Genomic DNA, 23,007 nt, shown 5'->3' on the forward strand with positions numbered 1-23,007 from the left:
GGGCAGCGGGGTCCGGCCTGCGGGTGCGGTATGGGCGGCGGGTGCGGCCGGGGCGAGCCGTTCGGTGAGCAGGGCCACCTGGTCGTCGAGGGTGGGGCGGGCGAAGAGGTCGGCGACCTCCAGACCGATGCCGGGGAAGCGGTCCTCCAGCCGGGCGAACAGCCGGCCCAGCAGCAGCGAGTTGCCTCCGAGGTCGAAGAACCGCCGGTCGCCGGGGACGCGGTCGAGTTCGAGGAGCTCGGTCCAGAAGGAGGTGACGCTCTGCCGGATCTCCGCCGGGTCGGCCGGCGCCGGCGCGTGTGCCGCGGGCGGCACCGGAACCGGCGCCGGGGCCGGGGCCGGGCCGGTGGCGGCCTCCTGCTCCGCAGCGGGCCGGGCCAGCAGTGCGGCGGCCTTGCGGTCCACCTTGCCGTTGGGCGTCAGCGCCAGCTCGGGGGTGGTGACCAGCCGGTCCGGCAGCATCCAGGCCGGGAGGCGCGCCGCGGCGAACGCGCGGAGTTCGTCGAGGCCGGGTGCGGCGGCGCCGCGCGCCGGTACGGCGACGGCCACCAGCCGGACCAGCGCCCCCGTGCCGCGGAGCACGACCACGACCCGGGCCAGGCCCGGATGGGTGCCGAGCACGGCCTCGATCTCGCCCAGTTCGACGCGGTGCCCGCGGATCTTGACCTGGCTGTCGGCCCGGCCGAGGAAGACCAGCCGGCCCTGCTCGTCGCGCCGCACGAGGTCGCCGGTGCGGAACCAGCGTCCGCCGCCCTCGGGCCGGGCCGGGTGGGCGGTGAACCGTTCGGCCGTCAGGTCCGGCCTGCGCCAGTAGCCCTGGGCGACGGCGGGGCCGCCGATCCACAGCTCGCCGGGCTCGCCCGGGGCGGGCGCGGCGGTGCCGTCGACCTCGGTGACGGCCAGGCCGGTCGCGCCGATCGGACCGCCGAGGTGCACGGTCTCGCCGTCCACGCGGCCGATCGTCGACCAGATGGTGGCCTCGGTGGGCCCGTAGACGTTCCACAGGCTGCCGGTACGGGAGAGGAGATCGGCGGCCAGGTTCGGCGGCAGCGCCTCGCCGCCGCACAGTGCGGTCAGCCCCGCGCGGCCCCGCCAGCCGCCGTCCAGCAGCAGCTGCCAGCCGGCCGGGGTGGCCTGGAGGACGGTGATGTCCCGGTTCTCGATCAGGCCGGCCAGCCGTCCGGCGTCGACGACGTCGGTGCGGCGGGCCACCACCACGGTGCCGCCCGTCAGCAGCGGCATGAACAGCTCCAGGACGGAGATGTCGAAGCACACCGTCGTGACGGCGAGGAGCCGGTCCTGCGGGCCGGTTCCGGTGGTGGCCGCGATGGCCTCCAGGGTGTGGACGACGTTCCCGTGGGTGACGCCGACTCCCTTCGGCCGACCCGTGCTGCCCGAGGTGAACATCAGGTAGGCCAGGTCGCCGGGGAGGGGTGCGGTGCCCTGCCCGGAGCCCGCCTCCGGGGCGGCGTCCGGGTCGAGGGCCTCGGCCGCGGGCAGGACCCGCAGGGTGGAGGGGAGCAGCGCGGCCAGGTCCGGGTCGGCGACCGCGAGCCGGCACTCCGCTCCCTCGACCACCATCCGCAGGCGGTCGGCGGGGTAGGAGTCGTCGAGCGGGACGTAGGGCCGGCCGCTCTTGAGGATGCCGAGCAGGACGGCCGCGAGCCGGGCCGAGCGGTGCATCAGCACCGCGACCGGCTCGCCGGGCCCGACGGCCCGCGACACCTGCCGGGCGACGGCGTCGGAGAGCCCGTCCAGCGCGGCGTAGCTGAGCGTCTCGTCCCGGTCCTCGACCGCGGGGCGGTCCGGGGTGCGGCGGGCCGCGTCGGCGAACCGGCTGACCAGGGTGGACCCGGCGGGGTCGAGCAGCCGGGCGACCCGGCCGCCTGCCAGCTCCCGGGACAGTTCGACCACCATGCGCCGCAGGTCCTCGACGAGGCCGTCGACGGCCGTGCCGTCGAGCGCACCCGTGCGGTGGTTGGCGAGCACCTCGACCCCGTCGGGGCCGTCGGTGACCTCGAACCCGAGGTCGAAGTGGCCGCGCTGGCCGCGCCGGTGGACCGGCAGGCCGAGTGCGGTGTGGGCGGCCGGGGCGGAGCCGGCGGTCTCGCGGCGCCAGTTCTGGTAGGCGAAGGTCACCGTGGGGACGGTGTGCTCCCCGGCGGCCCGGCAGAGCTCGGCGAGCCGCGGGTAGGGCAGTCCCGCGTGGCCGACCGCGCCGCGCACCTCGTCGTGGAGCACGGCCAGCCAGTCGGCGACGGGGCGTGCCGGGTCCAGGTCGATGCGCAGCGGCACGGAGTTGACGAAGCAGCCGACCGCTTCGTCCTCGCTCGCCGAGGCCCGGCCGTAGGCGGGGACCGCGAGGAGGAACGAGCGGCGTCCGGTCAGCCGGCCGAGGGAGGCCGCGAAGGCGGCCAGCAGCACGGTGAACGGGGTCACCCCGGCGGTGCGGGCGGTGCCGGACAGCAGTGCCGACAGGTCGGCGCCCAGCCCGTACTCGCGCTGCGCGGAGGCCGCGTCGGCGCCCGTGTCCGGGAAGAGCGGCTCGGCCGTCGGCCGCGCCAGCCGGCCGGCCCAGAAGGACTCGTCCGCGGCGCGCGTCCGGGCGGCGTCCTCGCGCTCGCGGCGCAGGACGTCGGCGAAGGAGGGCGCCGGGGCGAGGGCCGGGCCCCCGCCCGTCCGGGCCGCGTAGAGGCCGGCGAGGTCGCGGCCGATCAGCTCGGCCGAACGGCCGTCGGCGGCGAGGTGGTGCGTGGTCAGCTGGACGACGGTGTCGGTGCCGTCCCGCCAGAGCACGGCCCGCAGCAGCGGCTCGGTCGCGAGCGCGAAGCGGCGGTCGGCCTCCTGCCGTACGGCGGCGGCGAGGTCCAGGCCGCCCTCGGGCGAGCGGTCCACCAGGGCGGGAGCCGCCTGCGCGGGAACGAACGACGGCTCGCCGCGGTGGGGGCGGACGCAGCAGCCGAGCACCGGGTGACGGCGCACCAGGTCCTCCACCGCGCCGGCGAGCGCGGCGCGGTCGGCGCCGGCCAGCCGCCAGGACAGGGAGACGTTGTACGGGGCCAGCGGAGCCGCGGCCTGGTCGGAGGTCCACATCCCGATCAGGCGGTCGGGCAGCGGTACGGCCGCGGTGCGTCCGGCGCCGTCCGCGGGGACGGCCTCGGCCGCCGGGACGGTGGCGGTGGCAGCGGTGACCGTACGGCCCTCCGGTGCTTCGGCGGCGGCCGGCGCGGCCTCCGCGGCGACTGCCGCGGTGAGCTGGGCTCCGTGGTCGCGCAGCAGGAGGTCGGTCAGCTCGCCCAGGGTGGAGCTGTCGAGGAGCAGGGCGACCGGCAGCCGGCCGAGGTCGTCCTCCAGCAGCCGGCTGAGGCGCATCACCGCGATGGAGTCGACGCCGTAGTCCAGCAGCGGGCGGTCGGCGGCGATCATCGCGGCCGGGACGCCGATCGCGCGGCTCACCCGCTCGGCCAGCCAGCGCAGCGCTGCGGTGCGGCCGTCCGCGGGAGCGGTCGGCGGGAGCGGGGCGGCCGGCGCCGGGTCGGCGGCAGCGGTCGGGGCCCCGGAGGTGTCCGCGGTGCCGTCGGCGACGACTCCCAGCGCCCGGGACCACACGTCCTGTTCGCCTGCGACGAGGGCCGCGTGTGCCTGCCCGGGTCCGGTGGCCCGGTCGAGCAGCGGCCACATCCGGCGTACGGCCTCGCGCACCGGCAGCGGGCGCAGCCCGAAGGTGTCGGACAGGTAGCCCAGGGCGGCGGGCTCGGGCGCCATGCCGGCGCCTTCCAGCACCGGCCAGCCCACGGAGAGGCTGCGCCCGGACCGGAGGCCCTGTTCCGTCCAGCGGGCCCGGGCGGCCGCGAAGCCGTCCAGGAAGCCGTTGGCGAAGGCGTAGTCGGACTGCCCCTGGTTGCCGACCAGGGCGGCCAGCGAGGAGGCGACGACGAAGAAGTCCAGCGGGTGGTCGTGGAAGACCGCGTCCACCGCGACCGCGGCCAGCGCCTTGGCCCGGCAGACCTCCTCGATCACCTCGGGGGTCTTGCCCCGCAGGAAGCCGTCCCGCAGGACGCCCGCGGTGTGCACGATGCCGTGCAGCTCGGTGCCGGAGCGCTGCAGCTCCGCGGCCAGGCCGGCGAGCTGGGCGGGGTCGGTGACGTCGCACCGGCGGTAGTCCACCGGTCCGGTGCCGGCCGGCCCGCGGAGCCCGGCCAGGACGGCCTCGTCCGGGGCCGAGCGCCCGACCAGGACGAGCCGCGCGGTCGGCCGGGCGGCCCGGACGGCGGCGGCGATCTCGCGGCCGAGGCCGCCCTGCCCGCCGATCACCAGGTAGGTTCCGTCCGCGCGGAGGAGCCCGGCCGGGTCGGCGGTGCCCGTGTCCCGGACGGGGGCCAGGGCGGCGCGCCGGCGGCGGTCGCCGGGGCCGATCCGCACCCAGTCCTCGCCGTCGACCGGTTCGGCCGTGAGCTCGGCCCGGACGGCGGCGACGGCCTCGGGGAGCCCGGTGCCGGGGGTGCCGCAGTCGACGGAGGCCATCCGCAGCCGCAGCCGGCCGGTTTCGCCGGCCACCGTGCGCACCAGGCTGTGCAGGGCGCGCTGGAAGGGCGACGGTCCGGTGGCGGAGTCGTCGGTGGCGAACAGCACCAGCACGCCGTCCAGTGCGCGGGAGCACACCAGTGCCCGGAGCAGGCCGAAGACCTGTGCGATCGGGCCGGTCCTGAAGTCCGTCCATTCGGCGGCCATCTGCTCGGCGGGCAGCGGGCCGGCGCCGAACCCGAGGCCGCGCGGGCCGCCGGTGAGGTCGACCAGGACGGTCGCGGGGGCGCCGGTGCGCCCGGCGGTCTCCTCCAGGGCCGCGGCGTCGCAGGCCCGGTCGAACGAGAGGCGGGCGGCGGCCTGCGGGGCCAGGCCGTCGGCGAGGGCGCCGTCGCCCACCGTCCAGAGGGTGCCGATCGGGCGCCCGGCGGCGGTCCGGGGGGCGTCCGGCCAGCCGAGCCGGTAGGTGGCGACAGCCGGGATGCGGTCGCCGTCAGCCGGGACGGAAGCGGCGGACGGGGCGGAGACGGCGGACGGGGCAGAAGCGGCAGCCGGGGCGGCCGTGTCGGCGGTACGGGCCGGGGCGGCCGGGCCGTCGCGGTCCTCCACCCTGATGCGGAAGCCCTCGGCCTCGGCGAGCACCTCGCCGGAGCCGGCGTCGACCAGGCGCAGGTCGAAGACGTGCGTGCCGGACGCCTCCTCGGCGCGGACCCGGCGCGCGTGGACGTACGCCTCGCCGGTCACCGGGGCGTGCACGGCCAGCCGGTCCACGGACAGCGGCCGGTAGCGGCGCCGGGCGGCGGGGTCCTCGGAGAGCAGCAGGAAGGCGGCGGTCTGGCAGGCGCCGTCGAACAGTGCCGGGTGGAGCACCTGCCTGCCGTCGCGGTCCTCGCCGTCGGGCAGCCGGAGCCGGGCGGTGGTCTCCTCGCCGTCGCGCAGCGCACGGCGCACGGTCCGGTAGAGCGGACCGTAGGCGAAGCCGTGGCCGGCGAAGACCCGGTAGAAGTCCTCGGCGTCGACGCCTTCGGCGAGGTGCCGGGCCAGGTCGTCCGGCCGGTACCGCAGGGAGGGCCGGACCCGGTCGGCGACGGCGGGTTCGGTCCAGCCGCGGGCCGCGGTCCGCTCGCCGTCCGCGGCGGTGACCGCCTCGACGGTGAAGCTGCGCGCGCCGTCGGCGCCGGGTTCGGCCAGCTCGGCGCGGACCGTCATGGGGAGCCCGGCGGCCGGGGCGGGCCACATCAGGTCGCGGATGACCTGGCGGTACGGGGACTCGCCGGCGGTCAGCAGCGCCTCGTGGACGAGTTCGGGGTGGAAGGCGCCGGGCAGCAGCGCGGTGCCGTCGACGACGTGGTCGGCCACCCAGCGGGACGCGCCGCCGAGGCGGGCCGTCACCGTCCGGGCCGCGGGGATCCGTACGGCGCCGGCCAGCGGCAGGTCGACCGGGTCGCCCAGCCGCGGGTCGTGTCCGTCGGGCGCGGGCAGGGTGCAGCGGCGGCGGGCGAACGGGGTGGTGGGCAGCGCCACGCGGCGGCCCGGCAGGTCCTGCGCGGGCAGTCGGCCGTCGGCGACCCAGGCCCGGGCGGCGGGCTCGGCGCGGTCGGCGGTGTCGGCGGTGGCCACGTCCGGGTGGGGGCGGCCCTCGGCGAGGGCGGTGAGCGCCTCGCGCAGCCGCCTGGGGTCGCAGGCGGTGACCGCGGCGCGGTGCGGCCAGGTCTCGCGGCCCACCTGCAGGGTGTGCGCGAGGTCGGCCGGGGTGGCCGTCGCGGCGAGCAGCGTCTCGCCGCCGGGAGCCCGGGCGATCAGGCCGGCGAGCCGGGCGGCGAGGGTGCGCAGCCGTTCGGGGTCGGGGGCCGACAGCGGGAGGACCACCGGTGTGCGGTCGGCCCCGGAGCGGGGGGCCGCGGGCGGTGCGGTCTGCGGGTACTCCTCCAGCAGGACGTGGGCGTTGGTCCCGCCGGCGCCGAAGGAGCTGACGGCGGCCAGCCGCGGCAGGGGCCGGCCCTCGGTGTCGGCCGGCTGCGGCCAGACCTCGGCGCGCCGCTGGATGTGCAGGGAGGTGCCGTCCAGGTCGAGCTTGGGGTTGAGCTGCTCGGCGTGCAGGGTGGGGACGAGCCGGCCGTGGCGCAGCTGGAGGACGGCCTTGGTGAGGCCGGCGATGCCCGCGGCGGCCTCGCCGTGGCCGATGTTGGACTTGACCGAGCCGATCCGCAGGCCGGTCGTCGTGGCGGGGCGGTCGCCGTCGAAGGCGAGGGCCAGTGCGCGGAGTTCGATCGGGTCGCCGAGTTCGGTTCCGGTGCCGTGGGCCTCCAGGTAGCCGACCGCGGCGGGGTCGACCCCGGCGTCGTCGAGGGTGGTGCCGATCACGGCGGCCTGGGCGAGCGGGTTGGGCACGGTGTATCCGCCGGTGCCGCCGCCGTGGTTGAGGCCGGTGCCGCGGATCACCGCGTAGACGGTGTCGCCGTCGGCTTCGGCCCGGTCCAGGCGCTTGAGGACGACCGCTCCGACGCCCTCACCGGGGACGAAGCCGTCGCCGCCCGCCCCGAAGGCCCGGGTGCGGTCGCCCCGCGAGGGCATGCCGAGCGCGCAGAGGCCGGCGAACCGGTCCGGGTGCAGGTAGAGGTTGACGCCGCCGGCGAGGGCGAGGTCCGCCTCGCCGTCCTGGACGGCGCGGCAGGCCAGGTGGAGGGCGGTCAGCGAGGAGGAGCACATGGTGTCGACCGTCAGGCTCGGGCCGCTGAGGTCGAAGGCGTGGGAGACGCGGTTGGCGACGGAGGCGGCCGCGGTGACGGCGTACTCCGGGTTGTCGGCGCCGGCGAGCCGCGCATGGTGCTGGGCGATCAGGTGGCTGTTGGAGGTGACGCCGGCGAAGACGCCGACCTTCGGCCCGCCGGCGCTGCCGGACAGGGTGCGGCGGCTGTAGCCGGCGGTCTCGAACGCCTCCCATGAGACTTCCAGGAAGAGCCGTTCCTGGGGGTCCATCACGGCGGCGTCGCGCGGGGTGATGCGGAACAGCTCGGGGTCGAAGCGGTCCCAGCCGTCGAGGAAACAGCCCCAGCGGGCGTAGCCGCCGCCGAGGGTGCGGGCGGTGCGCCAGTCCCAGCGGTCGGCGGGGACCTCGGTGACCGGGGTCCGGCCCTCGGACAGCATCCGCCAGAAGGCGTCGAGGTCCTCGGCGCCCGGGTAGCGGCCGGCCAGGCCGACGATGGCGATCGGTGCACGGTGCCCGCCCGGCGCGGCCGGCGCCGCCGTCCGGCGGGCCGGGCGCAGGTCGGCGCCGCTGCGGGCCGCGGCGGGCAGAGCGGCGGTCGGGACGGCCGGCATGGCCGGGACGGCCGGCGCGGTCGGGACGACGGCCGGGGTGACCGGGACGGTGACGGGTGCCGACGGTGCGGCGGTGGCCGCCCGGCCGGTGTGAGGGCGGGTCTGGCGTGCGGGGGCCGCCAGCCAGGCGGCCAGGGAGCGCAGCGAGGTGTGTTCGAACAGCACCGTGGAGGGGATCGCCCGGTCGGGGAAGCGCTGCCGCAGGGCGGCGGTGAACTCGCCGTTGAGCAGGGAGTCCACCCCGATGCCGGGGAAGTCGCGGTCCTGGTCGATCAGTGCGTGGTCCTGGCCGGTGAGGTCGGCGGCCATCCCGGTCAGTTCGGCGAGCAGGTCCGCCGCGCTCGCGCCGTCGCCGTGGCCGACGGCCTCGGCCTGGGCCGCGGCCGATGCCGCGGCCGGAGCGGTGGCGCCGGCCGGGCGGGCCCGTCCGTCGAGCGCCCGGGCCAGGTCGTCGAGCGTCCGGTGCTCGAACAGCGCGGTGGTGGAGATCTCGCCGAACGCCTTGGACACGCAGGCCACGAGCTCCAGGTTGAGCAGCGAGTCGATGCCCAGTTCCTGCCACGGCCGGTCGCCGGGGACGGCGGCCTGCGGGTCGCCCAGCAGCTCGCGGACGATCTCCCGGAGCCGGTCGCGGGTGCCGTCCGTGCCGTCGGCGGGCGGGGCCCAGGCCGCTGCGGCTGCCGGCTCGTCCTCGGTGAGGGCGGACGGGGCACGGCAGTCCAGCAGCGCCACACAGCCGGGTACGTCGCGCAGGTGCCCGATCCCGGCGAGCGTCCAGCCGCCGGCTTCGAGCAGGGCCTGCCAGCGGGCGCCGTCCAGCAGCGGCCCGTGCGGCAGGCGGTACCGGGTGTCGACGTAGCGCCACCAGCCGTCCGTCAGGCCGAAGGTGAGGGTGTAGACGGCGGCGGGGACGGTGATCTCGACGAGCAGCAGCCGTCCGCCGGGGGCGAGCAGCTCGGACACGTGGCGCAGCACCCGGGTCAGGTCGCGGGTGGCGTGCAGCACGTTGCTGGCGACGACCAGGTCGTAGTGGCCGGTGGCGAAGCCCTGCCCGGCGGGGCTCTTCTCGATGTCGAGCAGCTGCGGGCTGACCCGCTCGCCGAAACGGCGCCGGGCGTGCTGGAGGAACGCGCGGGACACGTCGGTGTAGGCGTACTCGGCGTCGGTGACGCCGAGGGCGTCCATCGCGGCCAGCGCGGAGGCGGTGGTGCCGCCCACGCCCGCTCCGATCTCCAGGATGCGGGGGCGCCGGCCCTCGCGGGCGATCCGGGCCGCGTCGGCGGCGAGTTCACGGGCGGCTGCCGCGTTGACCGGGTCGAACAGCCGGTTGCCGCTGTAGATGGCGGACACCGCGCCGAGGTCGCCGCGCGGGAAGAGCACGGCGGTGGCGGGCTGCTCGCCGCGCAGCACCGGGCCGTACGAGGCGAGGGCGCGGTCCAGGAGCTCGACGTGGCCGAGCAGGTCGGGGTGGCCGGCCAGCAGGGCGGCGCGGTCGGCTGCCAGGTGCGCGGCCGACGGGGCGTGGGGGCCCTCGCCCTCCAGCAGGTCGAGGACGGCGGCGAGCAGGCGGTGGTGCTCGGGGACGACGCCCAGCAGGTCGGCGGCGGCGGTGAGGCCCGCCCGGGCGGTGCCGCGGTCCAGGCCGAGGTCGGCCATGGTCCGGGCCAGGGCGCCGCGTGCGTAGCGCTCCAGCAGGTGCGCCGGGTCGGCGGCGGCCGGACGGGTCAGGGCCCGCAGCGGCTCCGGATCGCCACTGATGGCGACGGTCTGCGGATCGGTGCCGGACATGCCCGCTTCCAAGGCGGCCACCCCTCTCTCTGGTTCGAAGTCGGTCAGTCCCGGGTACTGGCGCCGGACGTGTGCGGTGTACTGGCGTGCGAGGCCGGTGCCGCGCCACAGGCCCCAGTCGAAGGTGCGGACCACCAGCCCGCCGTCGCCGTCGACGGCTGCCGCGTAGTGGTCGAGGAAGGCGTTGGCCGCCGCGTAGTTGAGGCCGCCGACGCTGCCGAACAGGCCGGCGACGGAGGAGAACAGGACGAGGGCGGTGTCCGGCCGGCCCGCCAGGGCCCGGCGCAGCGCCAGGACCGCCGTGACCTTGGTTTCGAGCACGTGGTCGATGTCGGCGGCGGTGAGCCCGGTCAGCAGGCCGTCGCTCACCGAGCCGACGCTGTGCAGCAGGCCGTCGGGCTCGCCGAAGGCGGTGCGGCAGCGGTCGAGTGCGGCTGCCACGTCGCCGGCGTCGGTGACGTCTCCGCGGTGGTAGTGGGCCTGCCCGCCGGCTGCCCGCAGGTCGTCCAGCAGGGCCCGGACGTCCTCGCCCTCGGCCGAGCGGCCGACGAGCAGCAGCGAGGCGCGGTAGCGGGCGGCGAGATGGCGGGCGACCTCCCCGCCGATCCCGCCGGCGCCTCCGAACACCACGTACACCCCGCCGGGGCGGAATCCGCGGGCCCCGTCGGGCAGCGGGCGCTCGGCGAACACCTGGCGCAGGCGGCGGGCGCCGCGCAGCGCGACCAGGGGGACGGCCCGGCCGCAGGGCTCGGCCAGGGCGGCGGCCGGAAGGTCGCCGGCGGCGCCGCGGAGCGCGTCGGCGGGCAGGTCGACGGCGGCGGCGGTGACGGCGGGCACCTCCAGGGGCAGGGTGCGCAGTGCTCCGAGGAGCGCGCCCTGGAGCGAGGCGCCGGCGGCCGGGGACTCGCCGTCGGGGGCTCCGAGGCCGGTGGTCAGCAGCCGCACCTCGGCGGGTGCGCCGCTCTCCGCGAGGACCTGGGCGGTCGTCAGCAGCGCGGTGAGCCAGTGGCGCAGCGCCGTGACGCCGGCGGTGTCCTCCGTCCACCGGCAGCCGCCGACGAGGAGGGTCACCGCGAGGGGGGATCCGGCGGCGGCGCGGACGGCCGTGCCGAGGCGTTCGCGGTCGACGCCGTCCGGGCCCACCGGGAGCAGGGTCCCGCGCAGGCCGTCGGCGGCCCGCTCGGTGTGCCGGTCGTACAGCACGACGGTGCGGGTTCCGGTGTCGGCCGGGGCAGGGCCGGGGGTGCTCTCGTCGGCCCAGACCGGCGACAGCACGCGGATCGGGTCGCCGTCGGCGGCGGCCGGTGCGGGTGCGGCCGGCGCCTGCACCAGGCGCAGGCCGCGGACCCGCAGGACGGCCCGGCCGTCCTCGGTGACGGCGTCCAGGTCCACCAGGACGTGGCCGGGTGCGTCCTCCACGAGGTGCAGCACCAGGTGGGCGCGGTCGGGCAGTTCACCGCTCCAGGCCACTCGGCCGATGGCGGCGGCCATCAGGCTGCGGCCGGGGGCGGTGAGTGCGCAGGCGGCCTGCAGGGCGGCGTCGAGCCAGCCGACCCGGCGGGTCAGCGGGTCGCCGGCGGGCGGGGTCAGCCGACCGATCGCCCAGTCGAGGGACCGCACCAGGCCGGTGACGGCGTGGTAGGCGGGGCCGACGTCGATGCCGGCGCGGTGCAGTACACCGGCGAGGTCGACCGGGGTGCCGCCGGTGAGGGTGCGGTCGCCGGCCGCCAGCGGCTCCGGGGTCCCGGGGTCGGCGGCGGCCCTGGCGTGGACGTGGCCGTCGCGGGTGACGGTGACGGCCGTGCGGCCGTGGCCGTCGGCGGTGCCGCGCTGCAGGCGCAGGCCGGCGTCGAACGGGACGGGGCTCAGGAAGCGGACGCCGCGCAGGGCGACCGGTCCGCCGCCTGCGAGCGCGTCGACCAGCAGGGCGCCGGGTGCGACGGCCCGGCCGGCCACACGGTGCTCGGCCAGGGGGTGGTCGGCGGGCAGTACGAGCGCGTCCGCGGGTCCGCCGGTCACGGCGGCGGCCGTCGCCACGGGACCGGACGGGGCGGTGGCCGTCGGCTCGGGACGGGCCGCGGGCTCGCCGGGCAGCCAGTACGGCTCGCGCTCGAACGGGTAGGGCACGAGCGGGATCCGCCGGGGCGGCTGCCCGCCGGTCCACAGCTCCGCCCAGTCGGCGGTGCCGCCGGCGAGCCACTCCAGCAGGGCGGTGCGGGCCCGGTCGTCGGCCAGGGCGGCGAGGGCGTCCGTGCGCCCGGCGGTGGCGGTCGCCGGGTGGGCCTCCCCCGCGGCGAACGCCCTCGCTGCACCGGCCAGTTCGCCGGTGTCGCGGGCGACGACGAGCATCCGCTCGGCCAGTGCGCGCCGGCCGCTCTGCAGCGTCCAGGCGATCTGCCGCAGGTCGGACGGCTCCCGCCCGATCCGGTCGGCCAGGTCGCCGGCCAGCCGGGCGAGGGACCGCGCGGTGGCGGCCGACAGCGGGACGGCCAGCGGTGCGCCGTTCCCGCCCGCCGCGCCTGCGCCGGCGAGGGCCGGGGCCTCCTCCAGGACGGCGTGCGCGTTGCTGCCGCCGAAGCCGAAGGCGCTGACCGCGGCCCGGCGCGGGGACCCGTCGACCCGAGGCCAGCGGACCGGGCGGTCGGCGACCGTGAGCGGGGTGCCTGCGAGGTCGATGTGCGGGTTGAGCTCGGTGAAGTTCGGCGTTCCGGGGATCAGTTCGTTCCGCAGCACCTGGACGGCCTTGATCAGGCCGGCGAGGCCGGACGCGCCCTCCAGGTGCCCGATGTTCGCCTTGGCCGAGCCGACCCACAGCCGGTCCAGCGGGCCGGCGGCACGGGTGACCGGGCCCTCGGCGCCGCCGTCCAGCACCTCCCGGACGGCGTCGATCTCGATCGGGTCGCCGAGCGGGGTGCCGGTGCCGTGCGCCTCCAGGAAGCCCAGGTCTCCGGCCTGCAGACCGGCCCGGTCCAGGGCGGTGCGCACCAGGGCGGCCTGGGCGCGGGGGTTGGGGGCGGTCAGGGCGGCGGCGCGGCCGCCGTGGTTGACGGCGGTCGCCCGCAGCACGGCCAGCACCGGGTCGCCGTCCGCGATCGCCCGGTCGAGCCGCTTGAGCACCACCCAGCCGGCGCCCTCGCCGCGGACGAACCCGTCGGCTCCGCGGTCGAACACCAGGCTGGTCCCCTGGGGGGAGAGCATGCCGGCGCGCCGGTACGCCTCGTTGTTGAAGCCGTTGCTCAGCAGGTTGGCGGCGCCCGCGAGGGCGATCTCGCAGTCTCCCGAGCGGATCGCCCGCTCGGCGAGCGAGAGGGCGGTGAGCGCGCCCGAGCAGGCGGTGTCGACGGTGATGCTCGGCCCGGTGAAGTCGTAGGTGTGGGAGATCCGGTTGGCGAGGAAGGCGGGGAAGGTGCCGACGGTGGCGTACCCGTCGGCGGCGTCCCGCTCCACCAGCTGCTCGCGGTAGTCGTAGCTGCACGCGGCGGCGAACACGCCGACCGGCGTGCCGGCCAGGTCGCCGGGGTCGAGGGCCGCGTGCTCCAGGGCATGCCAGCTCAGTTCGAGCAGCGCCCGCTGCTGCGGGTCCATCGAGGCGGCCTGGCGCGGGGTGACGGAGAAGAATCGGGCGTCGAACAGGTCGATCCGGTCCAGCAGCCCGGCCCGCGGCGCGGCGGCCGGGTCCCCGGCCGGGGAGCCGGCGAAGCGGCCCGCGGGCACCGGCTCGATCCGGCAGCCGCCGTCGGCCAGCAGGGACCAGAACGCGTCCACGTCGTCGGCGCCCGGGACGCGGCAGGCCATGCCGATGACGGCGACGGCACCCCGGACATCGTCCCCGCCCTCGCGGGTTTCCGCCGCCGGAGCGGCCCCCGGAACCGGCGCGGACTCGACCGGCGCCGACTCGACCGGTGCGGACGCGGTCGGCGCGGACTCGACCGGCGCGGACGCGGTCGGCGCCGCGGCGCCGGGTGCGGTCTCCGGGAGCAACTCGGCCAGGGCCCGCAGGGTCGGGTACTTCCAGATCGCGGTGGCGGGCAGCCTGGTCCCGAAGATCCGGCCCGCTTCGCGGGTCAGGCGCAGTGCCTTGGCCGAGTCGATGCCCTGCTCGCCGAGCGGGCGGTCGGGGTCCACCGGGTGTTCGGCCACGTCGCTCGCGAGCGCCGTGAGCCGCTCCAGCGCGCTCTCCCGGACCTCCCGGGCCTGCTGTCCGTCGGCCGTCCGGTCGGCCGTCGCGGTCGGGACGGGTGTCTCCGGTTCGCCGGCCTGCGCGAGCTCGGCCCGCAGTGCGTCCAGGAAGCGCGCGGCCTCCTGGCCGTTGAACACGGTGTGGTCGAAGGCCAGGACGATCCGGCGGACCGCCTTGGGCCCGCTGCCGGACGGTGCTCCGAGGAACAGCGTCGCGGCGGCGGGCGGCACGACGACGGGGACGGCGAAGGTCGCGCCCTGGTCGCCGAGGTGGGAGAGCATCAGGGTGACCCGGCCGTCGGCCTGGGACTCGCCGCCGAGGGCGCGCTCGACGGCGTCGGCGTAGCGCTCGTCGAACCGGCCGGAGTCCAGCACGTCGGCGCCGCGCACCACGCCGATCGTCAGGTCGCCGTCCTCACCGGCACAGGCGATACCCAGGTCGACGTGGTCGAAGACGCGCAGGTGGTCCTCACCCAGGCGGCGCGACCTCAGGAACGGGAAGCCGGCCGCGACGCGGGCAGCGAGGTGTGCGAAGACCTGGAAGGCGGTGGTGAAGTTCCGGCCGTCGCCGGCGGCGCGGCGGGCGCGCAGCGCGCTCGTGAGGAGTTCCTCCCGGACCTCGGTGGCCACCACGGCGGGCACCACGTCACCGGTGCCGGAGCGCAGCGCCCGGTTGAGCTCCTTCTGGCGCGGGCTGACGGGGAGGTCGGTGAAGCCGTGGCCGGCGCCGGTGAGCGGCGCCGCGGCGGCGGGCTTCGCAGCCTCGACCGGGGCCGGGACGGAAGCCGGTGCCTCGACCGGGGCCTCGCCCGGGGCCTCGACCGGGGCCGGAGGCCGGGCCTGCTGCGGCTCGGGGGTGGCGGCGCCGTCGGCGACGTGGCGTTCCAGGTCGGCCGGCATCAGGCTCCGCCCCCGGGCCGGGACCAGCGTCGCCAGAACCGCCTCGTCCAGGCCCAGCCGACGGGCGTGGGCCCGGGTGCGGGGCGGGATGCGGACGGTGCCGGTCCGGGACCGTCCGGGCGGTCCGGCGGGGGACGCGCCCTGCGCGGGTGCGGGGGCCGTGCCGGCACCGTCTGCGGCTGCGCCCGGCCCGGCGGGCCCGGCGGGCTCGGCGACCGGCTCGATCTCGGCGACGGCTCCGCCGACCGGCACTCGCTGGCCCTCCTCGACCAGCCAGGCGCCCAGCCTGCCGGCCGTCGGCGACTCGATTTCGAGGGACGCCTTGTCGTGCTCCATCTCGTAGAGCAGTTCGTCCTTGGCGACGAGGTCGCCGGGCTGCTTCAGCAGACGGAGGATCAGGACCTCGACGATCCCCTCCCCCAGTCGCGGGACGGTCAGCGTGGTCGTTGTCTTCTTCTCGCTCATGCCAGCACCGATCGGATGGCCGCGACCACGTCGTCCGCCGCGGGCAGCACGGCGCTCTCCAGGTCGGGGTGGAAGGGGATGTGGACGTCCCGGCGGGAGACGAGCCGGGGCGGCGCGAGCAGCGAGTAGAACTCGTCGTCGCTGCCGAGGAGGTCGGCGAGGACGGTGGCGCCGAAGCTGCTGGTGCGGTTGTCCTCCTGGACCACCACCAGGCGGCCCGTCCGCCGGACGGAGGCGGCGACCGCCTCCCGGTCGAGCGGGGTCAGCCAGCGCAGGTCGATCACCTCGGTGCCGACACCCTCGGCGGCCAGCCGGTCCGCCGCCTCGGCGGCCAGTTCGGTGCCGTTGCCCCAGGTGGCGACCGTGACGTCGGCTCCGGTGCGCAGCAGCCGGGCGCCCCGGGCGGGTGCCGCTCCGGTCTGCGGCGGGTGCTGGCGGCGCATCAGGTGCTTGGGGAGCAGGATCAGCGTCGGGTCGGGGGATGCGAAGGACTCCAGGAAGACCGCCTCGGTGTCCTCGGGGGTGGAGGGCACGACCACCCGCAGACCGGGCAGGTGGGTGAACAGGCTCTCGTTGCTCTGGCTGTGCCAGATCCCGCCGCCCGGAAGGTAGCCGCCCCAGGGGGCGTAGATCACGACGGGGCAGCGCCAGGCGGAGGCGGTCCGCCAGCGCAGGGTGGTCAGCTGGGAGGCGATCTGGTTCCAGGCAGGTCCGGCGAAGTCGACGAACTGGAGCTCGACCACCGGCCGCATGCCGGCGGCGGCCAGCCCGACGGCGGCGCCGACGATGGTGGCCTCGGCGAGCGGGGAGTTGGTCATCCGGGGTCCGGCGAGGGTGCCGAGGCCCTTGGTGAATCCGAAGACGCCGCCCTTGGGGTCCTCGATGTCCTCGCCGAACAGGACCAGCGCCGGGTCGCTCTCCAGCCCGGTGCGCAGGGCTCGGTTCACCGCCTCGACCATCGTTCCGCCGCAGGGGCGGGTGCCGGCGGGGGCGGCCGGCTGCTCGTCGGCCGCCGCGAACAGGTGGTCCATCACCTGGCCGGGGTCGGCGGAGGGTTCCCCGGCCACACGGTCGAAGACCTCCTCGACCTCGTCGGCGAGCCGGGCCCGGACCTGGTCCGCCCAGCCGGGGGTGATCGTCCCCTCGGATTCCAGTCGGTCGGTGAAGATGGCCACCGGGTCGCGCATGGCGGCCAGTTCGTCCTTCATCCGGTAGAGCCGCTGGTCGTCGGAGGAGGTGTGCGAGTCGAGCCGGTCCAGCCGGCACCACAGCACGGCCGGGCCCCGGCCGGCGCGGACGTCCGGCAGCACGGCGGCCGCGGCGGCGTGGACGGCGTCCGGGTCCGACCCGTCGACGACCCTGGTGATCGCGTCCGGCATCAGGCCGAGCCGCTGCGGCGAGAGGCCGTCGGTCGGGGTGCTGATCCCGTAGCGGTTGTCGGAGACGAGGAAGACGACCGGGAGTTTCCGTTCGACCGCGAAGGCGACTGCTTCGAAGAATTCTCCCTGGCGGGTCGAGGCATCGCCGATGGAGCAGACGACGACCTGCTTCTCGCCGCGCAGTACGGCCGCCCAGGCTGCGCCGGCGGCGGGCAGGCACTGGCTTCCGGTCGGGCTGGCGAGCGAGAAGACATTTCCCGGGCGGTGGCTGAAGTGCGAACTCATATTGCGTCCGGCGGAATGCGATCCGCCTTTGGCCATGAGGTCGCGGGCCTGTCCTTCGGCGTCCATTCCGCGCGCCAGCATCAGGGTGCGGTCGCGGTAGTGGGGGAAGATCAGGTCCTCGGGTTCCAGCAGTTCGCACAGGGCTGCGAGGGCCTCGTGGCCGGCCGACGAGATGTGGAACCACGCCTGGCCCTGCCGCAGAACGATCCCGGAACGCCGGTCGCATTCGCGGGAGAGCATCATCTGCTCGAGAAACGCCGCTCGCCGGTCCCGGGGAATTACCTCCCCGGCTCCGCCGGCGCGCGACAGCACGTTCTCGGAGCGCTTGTCCTTCTTCGTCTTCGCAACCGGAGCAGCGTCGGGCACAGCACGTCTCCACGGTCTTCAGGATTCCAACCCGGTTTGGGTACAAGGGAATTCTGGTGGCGCCACGGATTCCGGACCATCGCTCGCGGCAATGGATTTGCGGGTGGTCCCGAAGGACCATCCGGGGGGCCTCCCGCGGTTCCCGCTCCGCCGGAATGGGGACCGGCCGGGGCCCGATCCCCCGAAAGGACCAGATGCGGGGCGGGGCTCCCTCTCAGGGGGGAGTCGTACGGAAGGCGGTCCGCCCGGACGGCCCGACCAGGCCGGGCAGGGCGAGGTCCCACAGGGCGGCCACCCGTGCGGTGAGTTCCTCGTCGGGCATGTCGGTGGCGGCGAGCAGTTCGATGCCGGCCACCGCCGCGGCGAGCAGTGTCTGCGGGCCGGTGCGGTCGGCGCCGTCCTGCAGCTCCCCGGCCGCCCCGGCCCGGTCGAGCAGCGACCAGGCGGTGGTCATCCACGCCCGGGTGAAGTCACCGCCGGCCGTCTCCTCGCCGCGCAGGTCCCTGCTGAGGCGGAAGTTGGCGCGCAGGGCGGCCTCCTCGCGCAGCCCCCGGGCCAGCCAGTGGGTGAAGTCGATCAGTGTCTGCAGCGGTGAGCCGCTGCCGGCGGCGAGCCGGTCGACCGACTCGGCCAGCAGGGTGCAGCCGCGGGTCTGTACGGCGTGGGCCAGATCGCCTTTGGAGGCGAAGTGGAAGTACAGGGCCCCCTTGGTGACCCGTGCCGCACCGGTGATCTCACCCAGGGTCGCGTTCACGTAGCCCTTCCGGTCGAACATCTCCGCTGCGGCGGTCACCAGCCTCCGGCAGGTGATCACCGATCTCTCCTGCATCGCAGGTCTCCTTTCTCTTGGTCGGGGATCCGGTCCGTTCGGGGAACCGGATCCGCTCAGCCCGCGTGGGCGAGCCGCCCCCAGGCCGGTTCGACGGCCTCCCGCTCCGGTCCGGACGCGAGCATCGACTGCTGGAGGCGGCGCAGGGCCGGTGAGGGCTCCAGGCCCAGGTCGCGGACGAGCGTCATGCGCAGCCGCTGGTAGGCGGCGAGTGCCTCGCCGCGCCGGCCCGAGCGGTGGAGCGCGATCATCAGCTGGCGGTGCAGCGACTCGTGCATGCGGTGCCGGGACGTCAGGACGGTCAGCTCGCCGACCAGTTCCCGGTGGCGGCCGAGCCGCAGGTCGGCCTCGATGCGCTGGTCGAGGGCGCACAGCCGGGCCTCTTCGAGGCGGCGGATCTCCATCTCGAGCAGTGCGCCGGCGCGTATGCCGGCGAAGGCCGGTCCCTGCCACAGGGCGAGCGCGTCGCGCAGGCGCCGGGAGGCGGTGGCGAAGTCCTCCTGGGCCATCGCCCGGTAGCCGGCGGCGGCCCGGCGCTCGAACTCGTGGGCGTCCACGGCGCCGCCTCTGGTGTCGAGGCGGTAGCCGTCGGGCTCGGTGGCGAGGACCCGCTTGGCGTCGTACGGGTCGCCGGCGAGCCGCAGCGCCTGGCCGATCAGTTCGCGGAGCTGGAGGATGTAGGTCTGGAGGGTGTTGCGGGCCGACCGCGGGGGCCGGCCGCCCCACAGTTCCTCGATCAGGAGCGGCACCGGCACCGTCCGGTCCGCGTGCATCGCCAGGACGGCGAGCAGTTGGCGCGGTTTGGGGGCGGTCAGGGCCACGGCCGCCCCGCCCTCTCGTACGGTCAGCGATCCCAGCACGTCGATGTCCACGCCGTCTCCCCTGTTCTTTGCCCAGCATGGGGCCCTGGGGCCGGCGAGTGCCGCCGCCCCCTGCAATAAAAACAGACTATACGGTTTGTGGTTCAGAGACCAGTCGGTCTGTTTTAGAGTGGCGTCCGGGACGCCGGGGCTGTGCGCGGCCCCGACCGCCGCCCATCGGCGGTCGGCTGACGGTGCATCCGAATGGTGGAGCGCTCGGGCGCCAATAGGTATACGCTGTAGAAGAACTGCTGCCGTTCATGGGAGAAGGCCGTTGCTCTTCTGAAGTCATGTGGTGCCCGCGCCCCCGGAGGTGTGCGGGCAGCGCTCCCGACGGCGAGCCGCTTCCGGCCCGCCACCAGACGATCCGTCACCCGCACGCCGCGGGGCCGACGGCGTCCGCCCGCGACCGCCGTCCCGCCGTCCCGGGACAGACATGACTTCAGGAGGCCTCATGACCTTGACCAACACATCCGTCGTCTGCACCGACCTCTCCTTCGCCTGGCCCGACGGGACCCCGGTGTTCACCGACTTCTCCCTCGTCGTGGGCACCGGCCGGACCGGGCTGATCGGCGTCAACGGCTCGGGCAAGTCCACCCTGCTCCGGCTGATGGCCGGTCGGCTCAAGCCGAGCGGCGGCTCGGTCAAGGTGACCGGCGAACTCGGCTACCTGCCGCAGAACGTCGTGCTGGAGCCGGAGGTCCGGGTCGAGCAGGCGCTGGGCATCGCGGAGATCCGCGCCGCCATCGACGCGATCGAGGGCGGCGACACCTCCGAGGAGCTGTACACCGTGATCGGTGACGACTGGGACGTCGAGGAGCGCGCCCGGGCGACGCTGGACAAGCTGGGGCTGACGCACGTCACGCTGGATCGCCGGATCGGCGAACTGTCCGGCGGGGAGTCCGTCCTGCTCTGCCTGGCGGCCCAGTTCCTGCGCCGTCCCGACGTGCTGCTGCTCGACGAGCCGACCAACAACCTCGACCTGGAGGCGCGCCGCCGGCTCTACGAGGCGGTCGGCTCCTGGAAGGGCTCGATGGTGATCGTCAGCCACGACCGGGAACTGCTCGACCTGGTGGACCAGATCGCCGACCTGCGCAGCGGCGAGGTGCGCTGGTACGGCGGCAACTTCAGCGACTACGAGGAGGCCCTGGCCGTGGAGCAGGAGGCGGCCGAGCGCATGGTGCGCGTGGCCGAATCCGACGTCCGCCGCCAGAAGCGGGAGCTGGCCGACGCGCGGATCAAGCTGGACCGCCGCGTCCGCTACGGCAACAAGATGTACGAGAACAAGCGCGAGCCCAAGGTGGTGATGAAGGAGCGCAAGCGCCAGGCCCAGGTGGCCGCGGGCAAGCACCGCAACATGCACCTGGAGCGCCTGGAGGAGGCCAAGGAGCGGCTGACCGAGGCCGAGGAGGCGGTGCGCGACGACCGGGAGATCCGGGTCGACCTGCCCGAGACCTCGGTACCCGCGGGCCGCACCGTCCTCACTCTGCGCGACGTCGAACTCCGCTTCGGCGGCCGGGCTCACTTCGAGGTGCGGGGGCCGGAGCGGATCGCCCTGGTGGGACGCAACGGAGCGGGCAAGAGCACGCTGCTGCGCACGGTCGTCGGCGAGATCCCCCCGGTGGCGGGCGAGGTGAAGGCCGCCGTCCCGATGCGCTACCTCCCGCAGCGGCTCGACCTGCTCGACGAGGAGCTGACGGTGGCGCAGAACGTCGGCCGGTTCGCTCCCGGGGCCACCGACAACGCCATCCGCTCCCGCCTGGCCCGCTTCCTCTTCCGCGGACGGAAGGCGGACCAACTGGTCGGTACCCTCTCGGGCGGCGAGCGGTTCCGGGCGACGCTGGCTGCGCTGCTGCTGGCCGACCCCGCGCCGCAGCTGCTGCTGCTCGACGAGCCGACCAACAACCTGGACCTGGCGAGCGTGCAGCAGCTCACCCAGGCCCTGCAGTCCTACCAGGGCGCGCTCGTCGTGGTCAGCCACGACCTGGCGTTCCTGCGGGACCTCCAGATCACCCGGTGGATCCGGGTCGACGGCGGGACGGCGGACATCGATCCGATGTGATCGGCGCCGCCGCCCGCAGCCGGCACCCGGCCGTACGCCCCGACCCCCGGGGGCGCGGCCGGGTGCCGGTCTTTTCGGCGGGCGGGTGTCCGGCCCGCTGTGTCGGCCGCTGCGCCGGCCACCCGCCCGCCGGAGCATGATCATCGGATGAAAGACTCCGGAAATGACTGATCGACAAGGAATTCTGGCCGACAGGACCGTACTGATCACCGGAGCCAGCAGCGGCATCGGCGCCGCCGCGGCACGGGTGTTCGCCAGGGAGGGCGCGGCGGTGGTGGTCACCGCCCGCCGCGAGGACCGGCTGGCCGGCCTGGTGGACGAGCTGCGGGCGCAGGGCGCCCGTGCCGCGTACGTGGTCGCCGACGTGACCCGGTCCGAGGACGCGGTGCGTGCCGTGGAGTTCACGGTGGAACGTTTCGGCAGGCTCGACGCCGCGTTCAACAACGCCGGCTACGGGGTCGGCCGCACGCCGCTGCACCTGATGGACGACCGCGTCTACGACGACATCATGGACACCAACGTGCGAGGGGTGTTCAACTGCCTGCGCCCGGAGATCGCGGCGATGCTCGACTCCGGCGCGGGCGGTTCGATCGTCAACACCAGCAGCACCGGCGGGCTGGTCGCCACTCCGGTCGCCGCGCCGTACGTGGTGTCCAAGCACGCCGTGATCGGCCTGACCAAGGCGGCTGCCGCCGAGTACGGCGGCCGGGGCATCCGGGTCAACGCGATCGCCCCCGGCACGACCCGCAGCGAGATGGTGGCGGACTGGTTCGAGCAGAACCCGGAGGCCGAGGAGATGCTGCACCGGGCCACGCCGCAGCCCCGGACCGCCGAGCCGGAGGAGATCGCCGAGGCCGCTGCGTGGCTGTGCAGCGACCGGGCGTCCTTCGTCACGGGGTCGACCCTGGTGGTCGACGGCGGGTTCACGATCCTCTGAGAGACCGTCCCGGATTACGTCCGGCCCGGCCGGCCCCGGACGCCCGTCCCGAGGTGCTCGCGGTACCACGGGGCGTGGCGGGCGAGGCTCTCCTCGAATCTGCTGCCGGCCGGGCAGCCGGTCTCCCGCCAGAGCCGGGAGCTGTCGAACCAGTGGTCGGTGGTCAGCATGGCGAGGTGGTGGAGCAGGACCGGGTCACCGGCGAGGCGGCGGCGGGCCTCACCGGCTTCGATGTCACCGGCGCCCGCGGGCAGGCCGAGCAGGCGTACCAGCGCGTCGAAGATCCGGGCGCAGCCGACCGGTTCGGGGTGGTTGGGGTGCCAGACGCCGGAGGTGTCCCGGGGGGCGACGGCGACGGCGGTCGCGGCACGGGCGAGGTCGTCGACGTCGACCACCGACATCCGCGCCTGCCAGCCGTCGACGGAGGCCGCGAGCCGCCGGTGGAGGCGGACCAGGCCCGGCACCACCCAGCGGTCGCCGGCGCCGATGACCAGGTGGGGGCGCAGCACCGTCCCGCCGGCCGCGAGCACGAGCCGCTCGGCGGCGGCGCGGGTCCGGCTGGTGGGCGAGAGCGGCGCGACGGGGAGGTGCTCGGGCCCGGCGTTGCGGAAGATCCCCCGGCCGTACACGGAGGCGGTGCTGACCTGCACGAAGCGGCGGACTCCGGCGCGTTCGGCCTCGGCCAGCAGGGCCCGGGTGCCCTCCTCGTTGACCGCCCGGGCCGAGTGCTCCGCGCCGCCGACCTGCGCGGCGCAGTGGAGCACGGTGTCGACGCCCTCGCACAGGCCGTGCAGGCCGGCCGGGTCGGCGAGGTCGGCGTGGACGTACCGGACCGCGGGATCGCTTTCGTCCGGGCCGGTCGAACGCCCCGCCAGGACGAGTCGGGCGCCGGGGAGCATACGGGCGGCGGCGGCGACCCGGCCGCCGATGAAGCCGGTGGATCCGGTGACCAGGATCCGCCGGGCGGCCGGGGGGCCGTACGGGGCGGCCCCGGCCGTCGGGAGCCGCTCGGGGGCGGGTGCGGCGGGGGGCGGCCCACTCACTCCGCCGCGCCCGGGGCCCCGCTCAGGCAGCTGAAAACGGTGTTGCCTTCCTTGTGGCCGGTGACGCGG

Annotated in this window: 7 protein-coding genes; 2 read left to right on the forward strand and 5 right to left on the reverse strand. The window is 76.1% G+C overall.

The window, feature by feature from the left end; all coding sequences use genetic code 11:
- The 4 genes from HYE82_RS17910 to HYE82_RS17925 all read right to left on the reverse strand — a co-directional run.
- The coding region (locus tag HYE82_RS17910; protein ID WP_179175090.1) for a non-ribosomal peptide synthetase at nucleotides 1-15,177 on the reverse strand (15,177 nt) is incomplete at its 3' end.
- A complete protein-coding gene (locus tag HYE82_RS17915) occupies nucleotides 15,174-17,207 on the reverse strand; it encodes a thiamine pyrophosphate-dependent enzyme (RefSeq protein ID WP_309144359.1) in 2,034 nt (677 codons plus the stop codon). The genes HYE82_RS17915 and HYE82_RS17910, both read right to left, overlap by 4 nt.
- Nucleotides 17,208-17,421: 214 nt before the next feature.
- Nucleotides 17,422-18,036 (reverse strand): ScbR family autoregulator-binding transcription factor, encoded by a 615-nt coding sequence (locus HYE82_RS17920; protein ID WP_179175091.1) that lies wholly within the window; start codon nucleotides 18,034-18,036, stop codon nucleotides 17,422-17,424.
- A gap of 56 nt (nucleotides 18,037-18,092) precedes the next feature.
- Nucleotides 18,093-18,908 carry an AfsR/SARP family transcriptional regulator gene (locus HYE82_RS17925; protein ID WP_179175092.1) on the reverse strand — a complete coding sequence of 272 codons (816 nt, stop codon included), beginning with the start codon at nucleotides 18,906-18,908 and terminating at the stop codon, nucleotides 18,093-18,095.
- A 442-nt stretch (nucleotides 18,909-19,350) separates the two neighbouring features.
- On the opposite strand from HYE82_RS17925, the gene HYE82_RS17930 reads away from it, so the two are divergent.
- Together HYE82_RS17930 and HYE82_RS17935 are read left to right on the forward strand one after the other, a co-directional pair.
- Entirely contained in the window at nucleotides 19,351-20,958 is a 1,608-nt protein-coding gene (locus HYE82_RS17930) for an ABC-F family ATP-binding cassette domain-containing protein (protein WP_306439602.1), read from the forward strand.
- Nucleotides 20,959-21,121: 163 nt separating this feature from the next.
- The gene (locus HYE82_RS17935) at nucleotides 21,122-21,895 is read left to right on the forward strand and encodes an SDR family NAD(P)-dependent oxidoreductase (protein ID WP_179175093.1); all 774 of its coding nucleotides are present in this window, start codon (nucleotides 21,122-21,124) and stop codon (nucleotides 21,893-21,895) included.
- A 14-nt stretch (nucleotides 21,896-21,909) separates the two neighbouring features.
- On the opposite strand, the gene HYE82_RS17940 is transcribed toward HYE82_RS17935, so the two are convergent.
- A complete protein-coding gene (locus tag HYE82_RS17940; protein ID WP_309144360.1) occupies nucleotides 21,910-22,938 on the reverse strand; it encodes an NAD(P)-dependent oxidoreductase in 1,029 nt (342 codons plus the stop codon).
- Nucleotides 22,939-23,007 lie beyond the last annotated feature (69 nt).

It is taken from the genome of Streptomyces sp. BR123, from assembly GCF_013401435.1.
In the GTDB taxonomy this organism is placed as follows: Bacteria; Actinomycetota; Actinomycetes; order Streptomycetales; family Streptomycetaceae; genus Streptomyces.

Coding starts and splice junctions, on each gene's coding strand:
- HYE82_RS17920 (WP_179175091.1), bottom strand. CDS start 18,036: ATGCAGGAGAGATCGGTGATCACCTGCCGGAGGCTGGTGACCGCCGCA.
- HYE82_RS17930 (WP_306439602.1), top strand. CDS start 19,351: ATGACCTTGACCAACACATCCGTCGTCTGCACCGACCTCTCCTTCGCC.
- HYE82_RS17935 (WP_179175093.1), top strand. CDS start 21,122: ATGACTGATCGACAAGGAATTCTGGCCGACAGGACCGTACTGATCACC.